Annotated in this window: 22 protein-coding genes and 1 tRNA gene; 9 read left to right on the top strand and 14 right to left on the bottom strand. The window is 61.2% G+C overall.

The genetic code is table 11. The annotated features are described in order from the left end of the window. Positions 1-191: 191 nt before the first annotated feature. Complete coding sequence (locus HMPREF9695_RS15815) at positions 192-401, top strand: hypothetical protein (protein WP_006021875.1); 210 nt, start codon at positions 192-194, stop codon at positions 399-401. A 132-nt stretch (positions 402-533) separates the two neighbouring features. On the opposite strand, the gene HMPREF9695_RS15820 is transcribed toward HMPREF9695_RS15815, so the two are convergent. The 4 genes from HMPREF9695_RS15820 to fliI form a co-directional block, all read right to left on the bottom strand. Continuing rightward, on the bottom strand, positions 534-1,529 hold the full coding sequence (locus tag HMPREF9695_RS15820; RefSeq protein ID WP_006021876.1) for an anti-sigma factor: 996 nt from the start codon (positions 1,527-1,529) through the stop codon (positions 534-536). A 1-nt stretch (position 1,530) separates the two neighbouring features. Next, the gene (locus tag HMPREF9695_RS15825) at positions 1,531-2,079 is read right to left on the bottom strand and encodes a sigma-70 family RNA polymerase sigma factor (RefSeq protein WP_006021877.1); all 549 of its coding nucleotides are present in this window, start codon (positions 2,077-2,079) and stop codon (positions 1,531-1,533) included. A 273-nt stretch (positions 2,080-2,352) separates the two neighbouring features. Beyond that, positions 2,353-2,772, bottom strand: a complete 420-nt coding sequence (fliJ, locus tag HMPREF9695_RS15830) for a flagellar export protein FliJ (protein WP_006021878.1) — start codon at positions 2,770-2,772, stop codon at positions 2,353-2,355. 106 nt (positions 2,773-2,878) lie between these two features. Further along, on the bottom strand, positions 2,879-4,204 hold the full coding sequence (fliI, locus tag HMPREF9695_RS15835; protein WP_006021879.1) for a flagellar protein export ATPase FliI: 1,326 nt from the start codon (positions 4,202-4,204) through the stop codon (positions 2,879-2,881). Between the two features lie 369 nt (positions 4,205-4,573). Here fliI and ctrA point away from each other — a divergent pair, with 369 nt between their 5' ends. Further along, positions 4,574-5,275, top strand: a complete 702-nt coding sequence (gene ctrA / locus HMPREF9695_RS15840; protein WP_006021880.1) for a response regulator transcription factor CtrA — start codon at positions 4,574-4,576, stop codon at positions 5,273-5,275. 79 nt (positions 5,276-5,354) lie between these two features. Here the strand turns inward: ctrA and HMPREF9695_RS15845 are convergent, their stop codons facing one another. Then, positions 5,355-6,152 carry a hypothetical protein gene (locus HMPREF9695_RS15845; RefSeq protein ID WP_006021881.1) on the bottom strand — a complete coding sequence of 266 codons (798 nt, stop codon included), beginning with the start codon at positions 6,150-6,152 and terminating at the stop codon, positions 5,355-5,357. A 69-nt stretch (positions 6,153-6,221) separates the two neighbouring features. On the opposite strand from HMPREF9695_RS15845, the gene HMPREF9695_RS25865 reads away from it, so the two are divergent. Together HMPREF9695_RS25865 and HMPREF9695_RS15855 are read left to right on the top strand one after the other, a co-directional pair. Continuing rightward, positions 6,222-7,049, top strand: coding sequence for an SDR family NAD(P)-dependent oxidoreductase (locus tag HMPREF9695_RS25865; protein ID WP_006021882.1), 828 nt, complete (start codon positions 6,222-6,224; stop codon positions 7,047-7,049). Next, positions 7,009-7,629: a TetR/AcrR family transcriptional regulator gene (locus tag HMPREF9695_RS15855; RefSeq protein WP_006021883.1), complete on the top strand. Its 621-nt coding sequence runs from the start codon at positions 7,009-7,011 to the stop codon at positions 7,627-7,629. The genes HMPREF9695_RS25865 and HMPREF9695_RS15855 overlap by 41 nt, the downstream gene beginning before the upstream one ends. A 49-nt stretch (positions 7,630-7,678) precedes the next feature. Here the strand turns inward: HMPREF9695_RS15855 and HMPREF9695_RS15860 are convergent, their stop codons facing one another. From HMPREF9695_RS15860 to chpT, 6 genes are all read right to left on the bottom strand, one after another. Beyond that, positions 7,679-8,551, bottom strand: a complete 873-nt coding sequence (locus tag HMPREF9695_RS15860; RefSeq protein WP_006021884.1) for a CheR family methyltransferase — start codon at positions 8,549-8,551, stop codon at positions 7,679-7,681. Further along, complete coding sequence (locus HMPREF9695_RS15865; protein WP_006021885.1) at positions 8,548-9,723, bottom strand: protein-glutamate methylesterase/protein-glutamine glutaminase; 1,176 nt, start codon at positions 9,721-9,723, stop codon at positions 8,548-8,550. Before HMPREF9695_RS15865 ends, HMPREF9695_RS15860 begins: the two co-directional genes overlap by 4 nt. Positions 9,724-9,817: 94 nt before the next feature. Then, the gene (locus HMPREF9695_RS15870; RefSeq protein ID WP_006021886.1) at positions 9,818-10,183 is read right to left on the bottom strand and encodes a response regulator; all 366 of its coding nucleotides are present in this window, start codon (positions 10,181-10,183) and stop codon (positions 9,818-9,820) included. A gap of 73 nt (positions 10,184-10,256) precedes the next feature. After that, complete coding sequence (locus HMPREF9695_RS15875) at positions 10,257-10,727, bottom strand: chemotaxis protein CheW (protein ID WP_006021887.1); 471 nt, start codon at positions 10,725-10,727, stop codon at positions 10,257-10,259. A gap of 11 nt (positions 10,728-10,738) precedes the next feature. Beyond that, positions 10,739-13,432, bottom strand: coding sequence for a hybrid sensor histidine kinase/response regulator (locus HMPREF9695_RS15880; RefSeq protein WP_006021888.1), 2,694 nt, complete (start codon positions 13,430-13,432; stop codon positions 10,739-10,741). 194 nt (positions 13,433-13,626) lie between these two features. Continuing rightward, entirely contained in the window at positions 13,627-14,274 is a 648-nt protein-coding gene (chpT, locus tag HMPREF9695_RS15885; RefSeq protein WP_006021889.1) for a histidine phosphotransferase ChpT, read from the bottom strand. 154 nt (positions 14,275-14,428) lie between these two features. Here chpT and cysQ point away from each other — a divergent pair, with 154 nt between their 5' ends. Further along, positions 14,429-15,256 carry a 3'(2'),5'-bisphosphate nucleotidase CysQ gene (gene cysQ / locus HMPREF9695_RS15890; protein WP_006021890.1) on the top strand — a complete coding sequence of 276 codons (828 nt, stop codon included), beginning with the start codon at positions 14,429-14,431 and terminating at the stop codon, positions 15,254-15,256. On the opposite strand, the gene HMPREF9695_RS15895 is transcribed toward cysQ, so the two are convergent. Further along, positions 15,250-15,747, bottom strand: coding sequence for a YHS domain-containing (seleno)protein (locus tag HMPREF9695_RS15895; RefSeq protein ID WP_006021891.1), 498 nt, complete (start codon positions 15,745-15,747; stop codon positions 15,250-15,252). The two genes, cysQ and HMPREF9695_RS15895, sit on opposite strands and share 7 nt — an antisense overlap. A 122-nt stretch (positions 15,748-15,869) precedes the next feature. Here HMPREF9695_RS15895 and HMPREF9695_RS15900 point away from each other — a divergent pair, with 122 nt between their 5' ends. The 4 genes from HMPREF9695_RS15900 (at position 15,870) to HMPREF9695_RS15915 (ending at position 19,847) form a co-directional block, all read left to right on the top strand. Continuing rightward, the gene (locus HMPREF9695_RS15900) at positions 15,870-16,439 is read left to right on the top strand and encodes a DUF1134 domain-containing protein (RefSeq protein WP_006021892.1); all 570 of its coding nucleotides are present in this window, start codon (positions 15,870-15,872) and stop codon (positions 16,437-16,439) included. A gap of 146 nt (positions 16,440-16,585) precedes the next feature. After that, a complete protein-coding gene (locus tag HMPREF9695_RS15905; protein ID WP_006021893.1) occupies positions 16,586-17,887 on the top strand; it encodes a hypothetical protein in 1,302 nt (433 codons plus the stop codon). A gap of 121 nt (positions 17,888-18,008) precedes the next feature. Continuing rightward, positions 18,009-18,083, top strand: a tRNA-Val gene (locus HMPREF9695_RS15910). A 63-nt stretch (positions 18,084-18,146) separates the two neighbouring features. Next, positions 18,147-19,847: a glycosyltransferase family protein gene (locus HMPREF9695_RS15915; protein ID WP_006021894.1), complete on the top strand. Its 1,701-nt coding sequence runs from the start codon at positions 18,147-18,149 to the stop codon at positions 19,845-19,847. 14 nt (positions 19,848-19,861) lie between these two features. Here HMPREF9695_RS15915 and HMPREF9695_RS15920 read toward each other — a convergent pair whose 3' ends face one another. Together HMPREF9695_RS15920 and HMPREF9695_RS15925 are read right to left on the bottom strand one after the other, a co-directional pair. Beyond that, a complete protein-coding gene (locus HMPREF9695_RS15920) occupies positions 19,862-20,023 on the bottom strand; it encodes a Flp family type IVb pilin (protein ID WP_006021895.1) in 162 nt (53 codons plus the stop codon). 153 nt (positions 20,024-20,176) lie between these two features. Beyond that, positions 20,177-20,395 (bottom strand): hypothetical protein, encoded by a 219-nt coding sequence (locus HMPREF9695_RS15925; protein WP_006021896.1) that lies wholly within the window; start codon positions 20,393-20,395, stop codon positions 20,177-20,179. Positions 20,396-20,454 lie beyond the last annotated feature (59 nt).

Consider the following 20,454-nt stretch of genomic DNA (forward strand, 5'->3'; position numbering starts at 1 on the left):
GCATTTGAAAATACTTCAATATTTTTGAGTGGTTTACGGACCTCTCGGAAGTTCAAGACATTTCACTCGTTTGTGATCGGTGCTTGGAAACGAATCCCTGCCAATTACGTTGATTAGAGCGTGGGGTTGAACCCACGGGCATGCGGGCGAGACAAACGTTCGACTGCATGAAAAGGCGGCGGGAGGTTTGTATGAACCATTCGTTTTACAGCGCGGACCGTATGACTCATTTGAAGATCGTCGTTGTGGCGCTCGTCGCCGCAATCGGTGTTGCTGGTCTCGGAATCTCTGCTCGCCTTTCGGATAACGGCCTTACCCAGACGGCTAAGATTACAGGTCCGGCCGTGAAGGCCAACAAAGCCGTTGTCATAACCAGTTCGGAGCAGTCGGCGATCCGCTAACGAATTCACCAATTCACAAGGCTCTCTTCCCCGCCCCCCGAAGTCGCCTTGTGAAGCTCAGAAGACCCCAAGTCTGAGAACAGAAAACGCCCGCTCCCCACGGGCGTTTTTTGTTGCGCGCATTTCAGGACATCAGCGCGGCTGCGCAGGAAGCGCCGGCACACTTTCGATCAGCTTGCCGGTGTAGACGATCGGCCCCGTGGCAACGCCGGTGGGCGATCCGCCTTCCGGCTCAATGGTCACGGCATAGGTGGCCTTGTTGATCGTCTCGTTATCGTAGGCCGCCAGTCCGGGGCGGATTGTGAAATCGCTACCACCTATCACACCGAGCGAACGCGGACGTTGCAGCTTGTCCGAGACCAGCCAAAGCTCATAGCTTTTGCCCGGCTCCGGCGCAGCGCTAACCTTGCGCACGGTGAAGTTCTTCGTCGCCGTATCGACAGTGAGAATGAAAGCCGGAGCGGCAGCGTTCTGCTGGAGCACAGCGACAAACTGCGCCGCCGGCGCAGGTGGCTGCGCGGGCGCCGCAACTTCAACGACCTTGATCTGCGGCTTGACCCGCAGTTGCTCCGGCAGCAGTTCAGGGCGATTGGCCTGAAGCGCAATCACAGCGGCAAGCGATGCTGCAACCGCCGTCATGACCCAGCCGAACGCCGAACCGCCGCGCGTCCGCGCGGGCAATGGAACGACATTGGAAGGCGCCGCCACCGGCTCGGGGATTATGTCGGATGCCGCCGCGGCCGCAATCGCAGCGGTGTCCGCCGATGCATCGGGTGATCCCGCAACCGCAACAGTTCGCTCGGGCTCGCCCGCCTGCTCGGCAATCGTGGGCATCTGCTCCGGCTGTGGAGCGGCGACCGGCTCTTCCGGCTTCGGCTCTTCAACCGGCTCCGGCTGAGGTCCGACCAGGCCCAGCGCTGCGCTGATGTTGTCCCACAGATGCGCCGGCGGCTCGATCGGCGCAACCATCTGGTGCAGGGGACTAAGCTTGCGATCCCACGCATCGACCACTTCCATGAAGCCGTGATCGACGATCATCATGGTCTCGACAAGCGCGCGCTCGTCGGCACTCAGAGTGCCGAGCGCATATTCCGCCGCGAGCGCGATATGGTCTTCGCTGTAGTTCATCTCATCCCAAACCAAGGCATCCGCGAATTTCGATCATGCTGCGCCGTAACCAGGTCTTGACCGTGTTCAGCGGCGTGTTGAATTTTTCCGACAACTGTTCGCGGCTCCAACCGTTGTAGTAAGCCAGCAGCACCATTTTCTGGCGCTCCGGATCGAGTTGCCCGACACACTCCAGAATCCGCTTCAACTCCTCGGTCATTTCACGCCGCGCCAGCGGATCGGGAATATCCGACGCGACCTCCATGGCCACCGGTTCGTCTTCGATCGACGCCTCGCTGCGTTTACGCACGACATCGATAGCCCGGTTGCGGGCGATTGAAACCATCCAGGTAATCGGAGAAGCCAACGAGGGGTTGAACTGGCCCGCACTGTGCCAGATCTTGACGTAGGCTTCCTGGACCACCTCCTCGGCAAGATCCTGACGCCTCAATATACGGAGCACCACGCCAAAGAGTTTCGCCCGTGTGGCGGCATAAAGGCGCTCAAATGCCGCCTCGTCCCCCTTCGCAACCGATGCGAGCAGCCAGATCAACTCAGCCGGCGTCAGCATTAAACTTCCTCAAAAAAAACGTCGCTCTATGGTACCGAGTCGGAAATCGAAGCCGCCTCGCCGTCTCGTATCACATCTTGCCCGTATCCGGTCCAGCTTCCCGCTCGGCCTCAAGGCGCGAAAAAGCAAAACCCGGACCTTCCGGCCCGGGTCTCATATCACGGAAACATCTCGCAAAAACCAGCCCTGTGAGTTCAGGCACGGGACCTGCGGCAATGAGGCAGTTTCACCAAGGTGGACGGGTTACGGCAACCGCCGGGCGCACGCCAGACCTCAGGCCATCGCCCCGATCCGCGAACGCATCAAGCCGATGCTGTCGAGATCGGCCTGTTCACGAGCGCTTTCCTCGGCGCGCTCACGCGCCTGATCGCGCTCATCGAGCAGTTCGACCTTCTTGAGCTCTTCAAACGCCTCGCCCAGCACGGCCTTGGCATCTTCAAGCTGAACCCGCAGTTCGTCCGCGGAACGGGTCAGATTTTCCCGGCGCTGAATGGCTGCCTTGGCGTAGGTGGGATAGGCGAAGTGCGTGGGATCATTAATGCCAGCGCGGTCCTGCTCATGCTGGATTTCGCGCTCCAGGTCGACCGACATGCGCTGGAAGTCGGCGATCATGCCTTCGATCTGCGCAACCCTTCGGCGCTTTTCGTCGACCTGAAATTTCTTCAGGCGGATCAGCGTTTCACGTGACTTCATCGACTCGTACTCCCCAGAAGTCCCAACCACAAAGCGGGACGGAACCGGCATCCCCCCAAGGGCCCCTCCGGTCAAACACAGATGGCGGGATCATGGCGCGACAAAGTTAGCGTTCCGTTTCCAAGGTTTGCAGGATTTGCTCCAATCGCCTGTATCCTTCGCCGATCCCTGTGGACTCATCCTTGGCCTGGCGCAGGAAGGTTTCGAGCGGCTCGTGCAGCCGGATGGCTTCATCGACCTCCGGGCTCGACCCGGCGCGATAGGCCCCGAGCCGGATCAGTTCTTCCATGTCGGCATAGGTGGCCATGACCTGCCGGGCCCGGGTGACGCTCGGAAGATAGGCCGGGTCCGCGGACCGCGGCATGGTTCGGGAGACTGACTTCAGGATGTTGATCGCCGGATAGCGTCCGCGCTCGGCAATGGAGCGCTGCATAACGATATGGCCGTCGAGAATACCGCGCACAGCGTCGGCGACCGGCTCATTATGGTCATCGCCGTCCACCAGAACCGTGAAGATGCCGGTGATGGTGCCCTCGCCAAGCCCAGGCCCCGCCCGCTCCAGGAGTTTCGGCAGTTCGGTGAACACGGTCGGCGTGTAGCCTTTGGCGGTCGGCGGCTCGCCGGCGGACAGACCGATTTCACGCTGCGCCATCGCAAAGCGTGTCACCGAGTCCATCATGCACATTACGTCTTTGTCCTCGTCGCGGAAATACTCCGCGATGGCCAGGGTCAGGTAAGCCGCCTGCCGCCGCATCAAGGCCGGCTCATCCGACGTGGCCACCACCACGACCGAACGCGCCAATCCCTCTTCGCCGAGATCGTCCTGCAGGAATTCCTGCACCTCGCGGCCACGTTCGCCGATCAGCCCGATCACTGAAACGTCGGCATCCACGTTGCGCGCCAGCATCGACAGGAGCACCGACTTGCCGACGCCGGAACCTGCAAAGATGCCCAAGCGCTGGCCGCGGCAGCAGGTCAGGAATGTGTTGAGCGACCGCACGCCGAGATCGAGTGGCGGTCCCACCCGCTTGCGGGAATGCGCAGGCGGCGGCGCGTTCCGGTAGGTCATCGGCGACGGGCCTTGAATCAAGGGTCCCTTTCCGTCGATCGGCTCGCCCATCGCATTGACGACACGTCCGAGCCACGACGCCGACGGACGCACCTGGCTGGCAGCGTTGGCTATGACCGCGCGGCAACCGCGGCGGACGCCCTCCAGTCCTGCAAAGGGCATCACAACGGCATTGTTGCCGGTGAAGCCGATCACCTCGCATGGGATGAAGCGGTTGTTGCCGGTTTCGACAACGATGCGCGCACCGACCGACATCGCGTGGATCGGCCCCGAGATCTCAACCATGAGGCCGCGCACCCCGACAACTCGGCCATAAATATTGACGCCGTCGATATCGGAGATCTGTTCGGCGAGGGCCTTCATTGCGAAAACCTTAAGTTTCCGCGATTCCGGCGCTTCCCCTTAACCCCGTGTTTACCCGCATCGTTAATCATTGCGTCACTGTCTTTGATGACTGAGAGCGCTCGACCTTCAGAACAAAGGGGTGAGTCGCAGGAGTCGGTTAGGCCCGCCTCTTAATGTGGAACTTGAATGGCTAGGCTACGAAAAGCTGCTTACACGCAACATCTTAGTGCGATTCGACAAAAATTGCACGATAGAGCTTGCAGACACGAATCAGCATTTGTTAACCATATGTCGTCAGGATCCGAATCAGTTGTTCAAAGGCGTTTTTCCAGTGCCGCGAGTAGGCGGCCGGCCTGACGCCCGGAGCGGCGACTATAGGGGACTGGCATGCGCGTATTGCTGATAGAAGATGACAGCGCCACTGCGCAGTCGATCGAGCTGATGCTCAAATCCGAGAGCTTCAACGTCTACACGACGGATCTCGGAGAAGAGGGCGTCGACCTCGGAAAGCTTTATGATTACGACATCATCCTGCTCGACCTGAACCTCCCGGACATGTCCGGATATGACGTTCTCAAGCAGCTGCGTGTCTCGAAGATCAAGACACCCATTCTGATCCTCTCCGGCCTCGCCGGCATCGAGGACAAGGTCAAGGGTCTCGGCGTCGGCGCCGACGACTATATGACCAAGCCTTTCCACAAGGACGAACTGGTCGCCCGCATTCACGCGATCGTCCGCCGTTCCAAGGGACACGCCCAGTCGGTCATCCAGACCGGCGATCTGGTGGTCAATCTCGACACCAAGACCGTCGAAGTCGGCGGCCAGCGCGTCCACCTGACCGGCAAGGAATACCAGATGCTGGAGCTGCTCTCGCTCCGCAAGGGCACCACCCTCACCAAGGAGATGTTCCTCAATCATCTCTACGGCGGCATGGACGAGCCCGAACTCAAGATCATCGACGTCTTCATCTGCAAGCTGCGCAAGAAGCTCGCGAACGCTTCGGAAGGCCGTAACTTCATCGAAACCGTCTGGGGCCGTGGCTACGTGCTGCGCGAGCCACACGACGACGAAGTCCGCATTCCTGCCTGACACGGGTTGTATCGAGAGCCAGTGCGGCTCTCACCTCCCAGACTGGACCCCGCCGCAAATGGCGGGGTTTTTGTTTGGGTCAAAACGGCAGTCTCGTGAATGGTAGCCCGGAGTTTGCCTGTGCAAACGCAGTCAAGGTTGCAGCCGTCCATACCGCAGCGACAAACACAATAACGGCTACGCCAAGCGACGCGCCGAAAATGCTGGCCATCAGGATTCCAGCGAGCGGAACGGCCTGCATCATATGAGTCGCCAGAAAATGCGGTACCCGCCGGTCTCCAACGGTCAGTGACCAGCCCGTGACCGGCATTCGCGATGCATTTGCGATTTCAAGACCGTTGTGATGATCGAGAGCGCCGCCCATGCGGAACGCCGTTATCAGCGTCAAGATGCTGCCGCCTATCAACCCGATCCCGAGCCCCCATTTGACCGCCGGTGCCAAGCCCGGTTTCGGCTCGGTGACCACCGCACATCCAACCACAGCGGCGGACAATGTGATGATCACCGCACCTGCAGCCATCAGGACATACATCGCAGCGTAAAACCCATTTGAAAGATTGAAGTGCGAGGCCTGTTGCCTCGCAGCCTGAACGAGGATGTAAATCATTTCGAACGTGGTCGCGCCAACCGACGAAACGGCGACAGCGAAGAGGACCTTTCCCCATTTCGCGGAAAGATCGACTGCGCTCAGCGACAGCGCAAGCGTCGCGAAATGGATCGCGAGCGAAGCTTCGAACTTCAATGGTTTCGCCCATACGCTTTCGCGATCGATGATGCGGCCGTCGACCATGTAAAGCACCAGCGTCAAGGCGAAGAGCCCGCCAAGCGCGTAGGTCAGATTCCACCACAAGTCCTGCGTGCGACCAAGCTCTGACACGGATGCCTCCTCGCTTGACAAGAAGGTAGACACTGTCTACTTTCCGAGTCAAGCGAAAGGATGCGCGAGATGTCCCAAGACCGGCTCAAACGTCACTATGGATCGCTTGCAGTCGTCACGGGTGCGTCGGACGGAATCGGTCGCGCATTTGCGGAGAAATTAGCGGAAGCAGGTTTCGATCTTTTTCTGATTGCCCGGCGGCAAGTCGAACTGAAGCTGATCGCAGACTCGCTTCACCGGCGGCATGGAATAAATGTCGAGATCTTGCCCTTGGATTTGAGTGCTCCGACATCCGCATCTCGTTTGCTTGACGTCCTCCGCAAACGCGAGGTCGGGATATTCGTCGCGGCCGCGGGTTTCGGAACATCGGGGCAATTCATACACAATTCCGTAGATGCCGAGCTTCAGATGATCGATGTTAACTGCCGTGCAGTCGTCGAATTGACCCACGGAATCGGCATCGGAATGGCCGGGCGCGGGCGCGGCGGCATCGTTCTGTTCGGATCGCTTGTCGGCTGGCAAGGGACGCCGGCAGCCGCGACTTACGCCGCGACCAAAGCATTCATTCAAACATTCGCCGAAGGCATCGGCGACGAACTACGCGCATTCGGCGTCGATGTTTTGTCCTGTGCACCGGGTCCCGTCGATAGCGGGTTTGCTTTGCGTGCCAATATGCGGATGGGAGCCACTGACTCTCCACCGCAAATAGCAACGGAAAGCCTAGCCGCGCTCGGCCGCCGCCGAACTGTGGTTCCGGGCCGAGTTGGAAAGATGCTGACGCGCTCGCTCTCACTCTTGCCACGCCAGTCGCGTGTGGGGATCATGGGGAAAGTCATGAGGGGAATGGTAAGATCCAGTGGCCAAGGCGTCGAAAACAAGAACGGGAAATCTGCGTGAAGATTGCGTCGCTGAAGCGCTTTCGATCATTGCGACGGACGGAATCGACAAGCTCAGTCTTCGAGAAGTCGCACGGCGCCTGGGCGTGTCGCATCAGGCTCCCTACAAGCATTACGAAAGCCGGGATCATCTGCTCGCGGAAGTTCTGAAAGGCGCATACAGCCAATTCGCGAACTATCTCGATTCGCAGCTAAAAAAAGGATCGGCGAACGAGAATCATCTCCGCGAAATGGGCGAGGCTTACATCCGCTACGCGATGTCGCATCCGCTCGAATATCAATTGATGTTCAACACCGATCTGCCCGATCCATCCGGGCATCCCGATATGCTCAAACAGGCCCATCATGCGTTCGACATGTTGCGGGATGCGTTGCGAAGCCGCGCGAAAACATCTCAACGTCCGATGGCCGCGAAGGAAATCGATCACCAAGCATTATTTGTGTGGTCGACCCTGCATGGCTTCGTCAGCATCATGCGCTCCGAGGTCGCTGCTGAACTGAAAGTTGGACCCAAACAATCGGCCGCGACGGACGTTCTCTCGCACATCGGAAGAGCGATCGGGAGTCTATCCACGAAGTAAGCAGTGCGGATCCGAGATCGCTTGTCCCCGCGCGCGCTCTATCGAAGTTTCAGTTCCGCGCCAAAATCTTTGCCTGGCTCGCGCCCAATCCCGGAACCAAGGACGGCGACGACACCCGCGCGGGGTTCGGGGCATACACACCGCGAAGATCCGGGCAGGCCCGGTACGCGTCGGTCAATCCGATCACGGTTTCCGCAGCACCCAGGAAAAGGAAGCCATCAGGTTCATTGATCTTCTGCATCCGCCCGAACACGTCGATCTTGGTGGGCTGATCGAAGTAGATCAGCACGTTCCGACAGAAGATGATGTCGAAGATTCCGAAGTGGGAGAAATCCTGCAACAGGTTGGCCTGCTGGTAGCGGACCATGGCGCGGATATCGGGATTGAGCTGCCAGACATCGCCGACCTGCTTGAAATGCTTCACCAGCAACTGGATCGGCAGTCCGCGCTGGACTTCGAACTGGCTGTAGATGCCGGCCTTGGCCTTTTCGAGAACTTCAAGCGACAGATCGGTCGCAACGATCTCGGCGCGCCAGTCCGGCGGCAAGGCCTCCTTCAGGAGCATGGCGAGCGAATAAGGCTCCTGCCCGGTCGACGCAGCGGCACACCAGATACGCAGGCTGCGGCGGTTGGCGCGCGCCTTCAGCAGTTGCGGCAGCACGGTATCGCGGACGTTTTCGAACGGCACCTTGTCGCGAAAGAAAAACGTCTCGTTGGTCGTCATCGCCTCGACAACGTCGACGGTCAATGCTTCCGAACCAGACTTGATCTTCTGCACAAGTTCGCTGATGCCCGAAATGCCTGCCTTGCGGGCGAGCGGCAACAGACGGCTTTCGATCAGATACTGCTTGTCGGACGACAACAGCAGGCCGGAGCGATCCTTCAGAAGTTTGCGCAGATACTCGTAATCCAGTGGTGTCACCCGCGAACTCCTGAAAATACCCGAACAACCTTGGGAGCGATCTGGTCGAGCGGCAGGATGGCCGCACAGACACCAGCATGGGCGACCGCGCCCGGCATGCCCCACACGACACTGGTGGCTTCGTCCTGCGCGATGACGTTGCCGCCGGCGGCGACGAGGGTCTTGGCGCCCTGCGCGCCGTCCGACCCCATCCCGGTCAGCACCACGGCGAGGATGCCGGCCTGCCAGATCTCGGCCGCCGAGGCGAACAGCGGATCGACCGCCGGCTTGCAGAAATTGATCTGCGGTCCGTCATCGAGAGCGATGACCGTATTCGTACCCGAGCGCGCAACGCGCATATGGCGGCCGCCCGGAGCGAGATAGATCTGCCCTGCCCTGACGATCTCACCATCGACCGCCTCGTGAGCAGCACGGCCGCTCGCGCGCGCCAGATGCTCGGCGAGAATGGTGGTGAAGGTCGGCGGCATATGCTGGGTAATGAGGACCGGATACTGGTCGATCACCGGCCCGATACCGGCGACCAGATTCATCAGCGCCTGCGGGCCACCCGTCGAAGAACCGATCACCAGGACGCGCGGCACCACTGCGGTGAACGGCCGTACCATGAGCTTGGTCTGGGCGACCGGCGGCATCGTGCCGGTGGCCGTCCGCGGCAACGGCGCCCGCACCGGCTGCGCTGCCGGCGCCAGCGAAGGACTGGGAACGACCGCCGGACGTCGCAGGCGGATGCCGAGGTGACGTATCTTTTCGATGAGGTCGCGCTTGAAGACATCCGCGGCGGACATCTCGCGGGTGCTCTCGGGCTTTGGAATATAGTCGGACGCACCGAGCGACAGCGCCTTGAAGCTGATCTCCGCGTTCCGGCGGGTCAGCGTCGATGCCATGATGATGACGAGATTGCGCTTCTTCTCAAGCAGCAGCGGCAGCGCCGAGATGCCATCCATATCCGGCATCTCGATATCGAGCACGACCACATCGGGATCGACACGGACCACCTGGTTGACCGCATCGAGTCCGGTGCGGATCGAGGCGACAACCGTCAGGTCCGGCTCCGCCTCGATCCAGCGGGAGATCAGCCCGCGAATGACCGCAGAATCGTCGACGACCATGACGCGCAGTGGCTCGTGCCGCTGTGCGGACGAGCCCGGTGGGGTCAAAACTGCAACGCTCATGAAAAACCAACTCTACGCAACGAACGGCGACAACACGACGTGACTTCAACAGATGATCCGGATTCAGCGCCGCCCGACAGTTCAGCGCAGAGCTTCAGATCAAACCGACTTCATGAAATTTCGCCGTCACGATTTCCTTGTCGAACGGCTTCATGATGTATTCATTGGCGCCCGCATGAAGAGCACGGGCGATGTGAGCGACATCGTTCTCGGTGGTGCAGAACACCACCTTCGGCTTGTCGCCGCCCGGCATCAGACGCAGATTGCGGAGGAACTCGTAGCCATCCATGACCGGCATGTTCCAGTCGAGCAGGATAGCGTCCGGCATTCCGCGCTTGCAGACTTCCATGGCCTTCTCGCCATCTTCAGCCTCGACGATCTGGAAATCCAACCCTTCCAGAATGCGCCGCGCGACCTTCCGGATGACGCTTGAATCGTCAACGATCAGACATGTTTTCATGTTAGCCTCTTTTTTCCTCAGGTCCCGTGTGGGCCGCTGTCACGGGGCTTTGCGTTATTTCCCAAAACTGTTCTTAGGCGGCGAGCATGTCCGGATTGATTTCCAGAACGCGGTCGACATCGAGAACAACCATCAATTGCCCTTCGAGCCGGTGCACGCCGCCCGCCATTTTCGCCATGCGCGGATCAAGATTGACCGGGTTCACCTCGCGGCTGTCGTCCGCAAGCTTGAGAACCTCACCGATGCTGTCGATCAGGAGGCCGTAGGATTCACCACGCAGGTCAACACCCACCGCCATCGGGACCTTGCCGTCCTCGTTCTTGGGCAGGCCGAGACGTGCGCGCATATCGATCGCGGTGACGATCCGGCCGCGAAGGTTGAGAACGCCCGCAACGTCGGCAGACGCCAGCGGGACTCGCGTCAGCCGCTCCGGCATGAACACGTCCTGAACCCGCGAGATCGGCAGCCCGAACAACTGTCCGCCAATCATCGCGGTGACGTATTCGGTGATTCCGCGGTCAGCGCCGTCGACATTTGTATCCATTGTCATGTTCCTTACGCCGCCTGCTTGACGTCAGCGGTTTGTTCTTTCAGGGCGGCGATCAGTCCCGGCCGGTCGAATTTCGCGACATAGTCGTGGAAGCCCGCTTGGCGGCCGCGTTCGATCGCCGCCGGTGACACCACCGACGACAGCGCGATGATCGGCATCGCTTCCATGCGGCGGTCGGCGCGGATCGCTTCGGCGAACTCGAAGCCGTTCATGTCCGGCATCTCGATGTCGGTCAGAACGACGTCGAACTGATTGCCGGAGCGCAACACCGAAAGCCCTTCGTGTCCGTTCTGCGCGACCGTGACCCGATACCCTGCCGCCTTCAGAACGGGGGCGAGCATGTTGCGGAAGAACGCGGAGTCGTCGACCAGGAGGACGGTCTGGGCGGTTGCCGACAGACGCATTTCCTTGCGGCTGAACCAGTCGGCGAACGCCATCGGCAGGAAGTGACCGACGTCGATCACCTCAGTCGCCTGGCCCTTAACGACCGCGGAGCCCAGCACGCCTTCGCGAGTGCTTGCCACTTCGATGCTGAGCTGCTCCTCGACGATATCGATGATTTCATCGACCACGAGACCCATCGAGCGCCCGTCATCGGCGAACACCAGGATCGGCTGCACGCCGCTGTCGCGGATCGAGACGCCTTCGATCTCGACCAGTGGCATCAACTGCTCGCGATACTGGACCATATGACGGCCGTTCGACATCTCGATCTTCTCGACCGCGATTTCTTCAAGCCGGGTCACCAGCGCCAGCGGCACCGCCTTGGGCTGAGACGATCCCGCGCGGAACACCAGCAGCGAGGTCAATTGAGCATCGGAGTTCGAGCGGGTCGAAGCGTTCTCGTCACCGATTTCGCTCTGTGTCGCGGCAGCCGTACCGAGCGACTGCGCGATGCCGTTCGGATCGATGATCATGATGACGGCACCGTCGCCGAGAATTGTGTTGCCCGAGAACATCCCGATATGGCGAAGCTTGGTGGACATCGGCTTGACCACGATTTCCTCGGTGTGGAAAACGCCGTCGACCACGATACCGAAGGTCTGGCTGCCGACCTGGGTGACCACGATGAAGCCGTTCTCCGGATCGATCGACGCGCCGTCGTCGATCTTGAGCAGCTTCTTCAGATGCATCAGCGGCAGCAGCTTGTTGCGCAGCCGCAGAACCGGCGTGTCCTTGATCCGCTCGATGCGATGATCGGAATTGGAGCGCGCGCGCACCAGTTCGACCACGGACAACTGCGGGATCGCGAAGCGATCGCCGGCGGCTTCCACGATCAGCGCGGACACGATGGCCAGCGTCAGCGGGATCTTGATGGTGAAGCTCGACCCCTCGCCCGGCACGGACTTGACGTCGATGGTGCCGCCGATCTGGTCGATGTTGGTGCGAACCACGTCCATGCCGACGCCGCGGCCCGACACGCTCGTGACCGCCGCAGCCGTGGAGAAGCCCGGCGCGAAAATGAACTTGTGGATCTGCGCCTCGGTCATCTTCTCGACGTCGGCTTCGGTGACGAGGCCGTTCTGCACGGCCTTCTGCTTGATCCGCTCGGTGTTCAGGCCGCGCCCGTTGTCGGCGATGCAGATGATGATGTGACCGCCCTCATGATAGGCGGAAACGCGGATCGTGCCCTGCTCCGGCTTGCCGGCGGCGACGCGGTCGGCGGTCGTCTCAAGGCCATGATCGGCGGAGTTGCGGACCATGTGCGTCAGCGGGTCCTTGATCAGGTCGAGCACCTGGCGATCGAGCTCGGTGTCGGCGCCGTGCATCTCCAGTTCGATCTGCTTGCCGAGTTCGCTGGATAGGTCGCGCACGATGCGCGGCAGCTTCTGCCAGGCATTGCCGATCGGCTGCATCCGCGTCTTCATGACGCCTTCCTGCAGCTCAGCGGTGACGTTCGAGAGCCGCTGCAACGGCACCTTGAATTCGGAATCCTCGTTGCGACGGCTGATCTCGAGCAACTGGTTACGCGTCAGCACCAGCTCCGACACCATGGTCATCAGATGTTCGAGGGTGTCGACATTGACGCGAATGGACTGGTTCGCGATCTTGTCGCCTTCCGCGGTATCGTTCTCGATCACCGGCTTCTTCGGCTTTGCCGCGGCTTTCGGCGCGTCGGCCTTTGGAGCGGGCTGCGCAACCGGTGCAATCGACGGCGATGCGACTTCGATTTCGGTTTCGCGGAAAGCGCGCTCAAGCTCGTCGAGCGAAACTTCGCCGGGACGCAGTTCGCGTTCCAGCGTCTGATCGACCATCATGCCGACGGTCACCGGCTTGGCTGCAACCGGCGCAGGCGCGGCAGGCGCAGCTTCCATCGCGGCCATGCCCTGCTCGACCATATGATGAAGCGCGTCGATCAGATCGACATCGGCGCCTTCCGGCTCCGCTTCGGTTGCCTCAAGCTGGCCGAGAATGTCCTTGATGCGGTCGATGGTGCTGAGGATCAACGTCACGGCTTCGCCGGTCACCGGCATGCCGTCGCGGAATTTGCCCATCAGCGTCTCGGCTGCGTGCGCGAGCGCTTCGAGCCGCGGCAATCCGAGAAAGCCGCAGGTGCCTTTGATCGTGTGAACGAGCCGGAAGATGTTATCGAGAATCTTCGCGTTGTTTGGATCCTGTTCGAAACGAACCAGCTGGTTGTCGACAGTGTCGAGACTTTCGTTCGTCTCGGTAAGAAACTCACGCAACAGATCGTCCATGAATCAAGCCTTCGCGCAAACGGGCACGCAACACACGTCTCCCGGAATGCGGTCAGTTTCGACGCAAAGCGTTTAATATTGGTTGAGCATTTGGAAAAGAACGCGCTGAACAAGACGCTAAGGCGCCCGCCCCGGAGCTGGATGTCTCCGGGGGCCGCCGTTCATTAAGAGTTTATGAAGATGGGATCGGACCGCTAGGCTGCAGTCACCACCACGGCGTCGGTTTCAGCAGCCAGCGACACCTTCAGCTCGCAGGCCTGCGCCAGCAAGGCGGTATAGTAAGGCTGCACCGCATGCGCGGACACCGAACCGGCGTTGTCGAGGTTCAATTGCGCCGCGACGTTCTGCGGCTCGCGCGCATTGGTGCCTGCGGCGCGAATGCGAAATCCCATCGTGTCGCCCTCGCCCACCGGATCGACGATCAACTGGCCGCCACGCGGGATCGCCTGCTGCGCGATGACGAGCATATTGAGCAGCAGCTTGACCCGGTTCTTCGCCATAAGTACGTGCGGGAGGTTCCAGACTATCTTGGTCTTCTCGTCCTCGAGATGATTGCGCGTCATCTTCTGCGCTTCGCCGAGATCGATCTGGGAGCCGGCAGACCCTGCGGCGCCATAGGCGATACGGCAGAACTGCAACCGCGCGGAGGTGGATTTTGCGCTCTTGCGGATCAGATCGAGCGCGAACTCCTTGTCGTCTTCCTTGTTGCTGCTGTCGAACACCTCAAGACCGTTGACGATGGCGCCGACCGGGTTGATGAGATCGTGGCAGACGCGCGAACACATCAACGCGGCGAGTTCGAGTGCATCGGGTGTGGGACCGGGAGTTGACGTGCCAGACATGAATTTCCTCGGATTTTCCAGCGATTTCCTGCGATCAAGATGGCCGCAAGGTGCTGACGCGGCGAATCAAGCGTGCTTTATGGTTTGATACACTGCGGCTGGCCCTGCGGCCACCGAGGCGCAACACGAACCACAGCGGATTGAAGACCGATCCATGACCGAAACCCCTGCGATCGACCGGGATGCCGCCGCGGCTCTGATGGAGCCGTTGACGGACATCGTCGTTCAGGCCGGGGCGGCAATCCTCGCGGTCAGCCGCGCCACCATGCTGGTCGAGGGAAAATCCGACGGTTCTCCCGTTACGGAGGCAGACATGGCGGCCCACCGCATCATCGCGGACGGCCTGGCGAAACTCGCGCCGGATATTCCGGCCCTGTCCGAGGAGCGCACCGACCTGGCCGCGCGGCCCTACAAGAACAGCTTTTTCCTGGTCGATCCGCTCGACGGCACCAAGGAGTTCGTGGCCGGACGTGACGAGTTTACCGTCAATGTCGCGCTCATTACCCACGGCGCGCCGGTGCTGGGCATCATCGCAGCCCCCGCCCTGGGACTGCTCTGGCGAGGAATTGTCGGCCGGGGTGCCGAGCGCCTTTTGATGACCAAGGACGGCAAGGCGCGCTCGGCCCAGCCGATCCACACCCGCCCTCATCCCGGCCCGCGCACGGCCTGGATCGTGGCCGTAAGCCGGTCGCACGGCGATAAACGGACCGAAGCTTTCATCGCCGCCCGGCCCGGAGCGATCCGGCAGGCGCTCGGCTCCGCGGTCAAGTTCGGCCGGATCGCCGAAGGCGGCGCCGACATCTACCCCCGGCTCGCCCCGACATCCGAATGGGACGTGGCCGCAGGGCACGCGGTGGTGACTGCGGCGGGCGGACGGATCACCGACAGCAAGGGCGCGGCGCTTTGCTTCGGGGAGGCGCGCGAGGACTTTCTGGTGCCCGAGTTCATTGCGTGGGGCGACCCCGCCGCAGCCGATCAGTAAGCCGACAGCGTCTCGAGAAGCGCCGGCCATTTGCCGTTGGCCTGTTTGACCACATCCTCAGGATTGGCGGCAAAGGCGTTGCGGTTGTCTTCGCGGCTGAAGAGATACAGCCGCTCGCCGGACACCAGCCACAACCGCGCCTGCCCCACGACGGTCTTGCCGCGCGCCACGTCGACAGGGTCATAGCCGCCGAACCGGGGTCCGTAGATATCCGGATGGCTGAGGAAAACGGCGCGGTTGGCTTCGTTCCGGAAACGCCAGACGGCGCCATCCCTGGACGCCTCGATGTCGGGCTGCCCCCTGGCCGCCTCGGCGTCGGTGAAATAGGCCACAGGGTCGAAGCCATCGATGGCAAGGCCGCTATGGCGGTTCACCACCACCCGTTCGGTGACCGCGGACGCGCTGGTATACGGCCCGGCCAGCCCGGCAAGGACCGCAAGACAGGCGATTCCAAGGCGTTGCCCTTTATTTTCTTGCCGCCGTGCCGTCATAGTTGATGCCGATAAACAATCGAGTCGGGGACGTGGGACCGCAGCCTATGCCATTGCTTCTCAGCAAGGCGTTAAGCGATGGACATGAAATCCGGCCATCTGGTGGTCCAAGGGGTTCTTTCATGACCTTTGCTTCGCGCCTCGCGGCGCTGGTGTTTGCAGCGATGATTTCCCTGGCCGTGCCAGCCTCGGCCCAGCAGCGCGCCTCCAATACCTATGGGCCGGACGAACTGGTCGGCGCGGGCCACAGGTTCTTCGGCAACGTGTCGCGCGGACTGGCGTCCGTGATCGAGCGCGCGGTGAGCCAGTGGGGTCTGCCCAACGGTTATGTTCTCGGCGAGGAAGGCAGCGGCGCTTTCGTCGCGGGACTGCGCTACGGCGAAGGCACGCTCTACACCAAGAACGCCGGCGACCTGCGGGTCTACTGGCAGGGACCGTCGGTCGGCTTCGACTGGGGCGGCGACGGCGCGCGCACCATGGTGCTGGTCTACAACCTGCCCGCGACCGACGCGATCTATCAGCGCTTCGCCGGCATCGACGGCTCTGCCTACATTATCGGCGGCTTCGGCATGACGGCGCTGACGGCGAACGGCATCGTGCTGGTCCCGATCCGGTCGGGTGTCGGCCTGCGGCTCGGCGCCAATATCGGCTACCTGAAGTTCACGCCGCGCGCGACCTGGAACCCTTTCTGACACTTTCCTGACAGGATGACCGGGGCATCGCCCGCCTGCCTTCAGGGAGGCGGGCTGATTCACGTTAACACGCTGTCCCGCTAGCTTTTTCCCCGCCCGCCGTGGCATGGTAAAAAACGATTTAATCTAGCTCAGGGGTCACACATATGGTCGAACCGATCATGTATTTGGCGATCGGTTTTCTGGTCTCGATGCTGTTCGGTCTGATGATCGTGCCGCTGGTCCATAACCGTGCGGTCCGGCTGACGACGAAGCGCCTCGAAGCCGCGACCCCGCTCTCGATGGCCGAGATCCAGGCCGACAAGGACCAGTTGCGGGCCGAGTTCGCGATGTCCGCCCGCCGGCTCGAAATGAGCGTCGAGCAGCTCAAGAACAAGACCTCGAGCCAGCTTGCCGAACTCGGCAAGAAATCGGATGCGATCAACCGCCTCAAGATCGAACTCGGCGAGAAGAACGCCGCGATTTTCGCGCTGGAAGCGCGCGAGAAGGCGCTGAAGGATCAGTTGCGGGCGACAGAAGAAGAGTTCAGCGCCAAGACGCAGTCGCTGCGCACCGCCGAACAGCAGCTATCCGACAAGCAAGGTGAACTCGGCAAGCTCAACAGCGAACTTTCCCAGCGCTCGATGACGGCGGAAAGCCGTCAGGTCGAACTGCTAGCGGTCCGCAACCAGATCGAGGCGCTGCAAAGCCGCGTCAATGACGCCGAGAAGGAAGTGTCCAGCAGCCGGCAGCGCCTGACCGACCATCGCAACGAAGCCGAGATCGCGACCCGCGAACTCAGCGACGCGCGCGGAAAGGTCGAGGATCTGAGCGGAAAGGTCACCGACCTCGATCGCCAGCTCGTGGTGCAGACCAAAGAAACCGAAATGCTGTCGTCGCGCGTCACGGATCTCGAGAACCGCCTCGCCTTGCAAGGCAAGATTCTCGCCGAGCGCGAATACGAGAACACCCTGTTGCGCCAGCAGGCCGAGGCTGCGAAACAGACCGAGCAGAAGCTGCGCGAAGACATGGCGTCCGGCACCGGCAATTCCGCGGCGCTGGAGAAGCTCCGCGCGGAAAAGGCTTCGCTCGAAGAACAGCTCACCGTCGCCCGGGATGAGCGCGCCAAGTTACAGCGCGACATCAATCTCATTCAGCAGCAGGCGGAAAGCTCGTGGTCCACCGAGCGCATGGAAAATGCCCTGCTGCGCGAGCGCATCAACGACATCGCAGCCGAAGTCGCCAAGCTTGCGGTGACGCTGGAGGGCCCCGACTCGCCGATCGAGGCGATCCTGGCGTCCGAGGAGCAAAAGCCCGCGATCAGCACCATCGTCAAGGCGACCACGGCGAACGGCGCTGCCCCAAATGGCGCTGCGGCGCCTGGCCCCGCCACCGAGGCGCGCGGCACGCTGGCGGAACGGATTCGGGCCTTGCAGGCACATGCCTCACGGGCGCGTCAGCCGGGATAGACTGACATTCAGCATCTACGGCGGGATTTCAGCCGAATTCTGAAGCACACGGGCCGGCCGCGCTTGACACCCCTGCCCCTGCTTCCGTAAATCCCCGCTCCGAAAGATATCCGGTGGTTCCGGGCGCATAGCTCAGCGGGAGAGCGTTCCCTTCACACGGGAGAGGTCCAAGGTTCGATCCCTTGTGCGCCCACCATTTCCAAAAGACATTTCACAAGATTTTCTAGATCGCGCTGACGGCAGCGGCTGGAGAGTGGCAATGACGGCACTCGACACTTCGCTGCAGGACGGCCCCGCTCGCGCGGCGGTGTCTCATCCCAAACTGATCATTGCCAGCTTCGAACCGCTCGACCAATCCAGCCACTGGCTGAACGAACTCGTCTCCTTCAAGACCGAGGGAAGCGCGCTGGAGATGTCTGTCGCAATTCTCGGGCTCCGTTCCACCGATGCGGATGTTGCGGCATCTGTGTCCGCCCAGGCCGTTCTCAGCCCCCTGCCCGCGCTGGACGTCACTGACGACAACTATGTCACCGAGCTTGTCGCCTACAGCGATGCGGAACATATTCTGGAACCGTTGTGGGCCCGGTTCGAAGCGGAAGAACTTACCGCGCAAGACCTGATCTATTTTCCGCGTGGGCATCCGATCCTCATTCGCGGCATCGGCGCATGGCTCGCGCGGCGTCCGCCAACGCTGCGCCCGAGCGTGTTCTTCCGCATCATCGGCGACGAACTGACCGATCTCGACACCGGACGCTACAGAGCCAGAGCCGCCCTTTACCGGCTCGCATGTTCCGATCTCCGCACGCGCCCCGGACAAGAGCGCTTGTTCTTTCTGGTCAATTCAAAAGCAAAGGCACGCACCGTCTCGCGCGTGTGTCGCCGGCGGCCATTCATGATGCAACACCATTTCGGCCGGACCTTCACCGATTTGCCGGACGCAACGCCAACGACGCCGGCCATCTACGTGCATCTGAACAACAGGTCGGGCACGCTTGCCGAAAATCTGAGCGAGATTGTTCAGCGCGTGACCCGCGCCGAGCCGACGGTCAGGTTTCTCGTCAAGATCCCTGCCAGGTTCGCGAACTCCATCGCAAGGCTGAAGCGGAAGGCTCGCTCATCCGTCGAGATAATTTCTCACGAGCAGAGCATCGAAGATTACTTCACCAATCTGACCCGCGCTTCTCTGGTATGGCTGGCCTATGACGCGCAGCCGTACAGAGCATTAACGTCAGGCACGTTCACCGAAGCCGCAAGTCTCGGCAAACCCGTCGTTGTGCCGCAGGACACATGGATGGCCGAGAAGATCGCGGAGGGCTACGGCGTTGGGGTGATGTTCAACGACTCTGCGGTGCGAACAGTCGCGGACGCGCTTCTGAGCGCGGTGCGCAATCCGGATCTCGCCGCCGCCGCGCGTGCGATTGCTCCACGCCTTGGCGTCGAGACAGGTTGCCGCCGGTTCATCGAAAGTATGATCGCGCTCGCCAAAACCACGCCGGATATGGAGCCGGACTATCAGATCGGCGGCGAGATCGATTTCGGCAACTCGCTCGACTCGCGCTGCTTCATGCGGAATGGCTGGGGACCCACCGAGACATGGGGCGTCTGGACCGTGGAGCGCAGCGCTGAGCTCGCGTTGCCGGTTCAGGCAAAAGCCGGCGATCGGCTTGTCCTGAATGCGCTTGCCCATGCGTTTCTGGGAAAACAACGTGAACCCGTTCGCGTTCGCGTTTTTGCCCGGGATGAGCAGATCGCAGAGTGGGTTTTCGAAGCTGGAAGATTGAATCAGCCCCGGTGGCTGACGGCGTCGCTTCCGCCCCAGACAGACGAATCGTCCGGAGACACCCTGAAAATTTCGTTCGAGATCGATGCGCCGCGATCGCCGCTATCCGAGGGGATGTCGGCCGATCCGCGAACTCTTGGATTGGGATTGTCGCGATTGTCCTTAACCACAGCCACGTAATACGTCGCGTCAGATCAATCGAACGCGGCCTTGACCGTGGCGTATTTGCCGCCGAGCGTGGTGCCGAGGCCATTGACCGCGGCGACAATCGCGACCGCGATGCCCGTCGCGATCAGCGCATACTCGATCGACGTCGCAGCTCTCTCGTCGCGGATAAAATCAATCGCCTTCTTCATCGGATCAGCCTCACTGCATTTCTTGCACATGACGGCTTCGCGATAAGAGCATTAGATGAAGCCACGGCTAATCTAGCGGCAAGAAGCTGCCGAAGACTTAACTCAACCTTTACATGATACCGCCGAAAGCAAATCGGCAGACGGTTTGCGTCGTCAATCGTGCCGGACCGATTTCAGAGCCAGCAGCGCCAGAAGCTTCATGCGCTCCGGATCACGCTCGCCTTGCGACGCAAGCTCGACGATATTCTTCGCCAGCGCCTGAACCCGCGCCGACCCAACCGGAAACGGCAGGGTCTCGACCGCCTCCTCAAAGGCCTGCGTCATCGCTGCAATGGTGTCGGGGCTGAAGGACGAGCCCTGAAAGACGTTCATCTCAGGAACCCCCGCGAGAATGCTTCTACGTATTCAACGCAGAAGCCTCGCGCGAGGTT

Origin of the sequence: Afipia broomeae ATCC 49717 (assembly GCF_000314675.2) — a bacterium.
In the GTDB taxonomy this organism is placed as follows: Bacteria; Pseudomonadota; Alphaproteobacteria; order Rhizobiales; family Xanthobacteraceae; genus Afipia; species Afipia broomeae.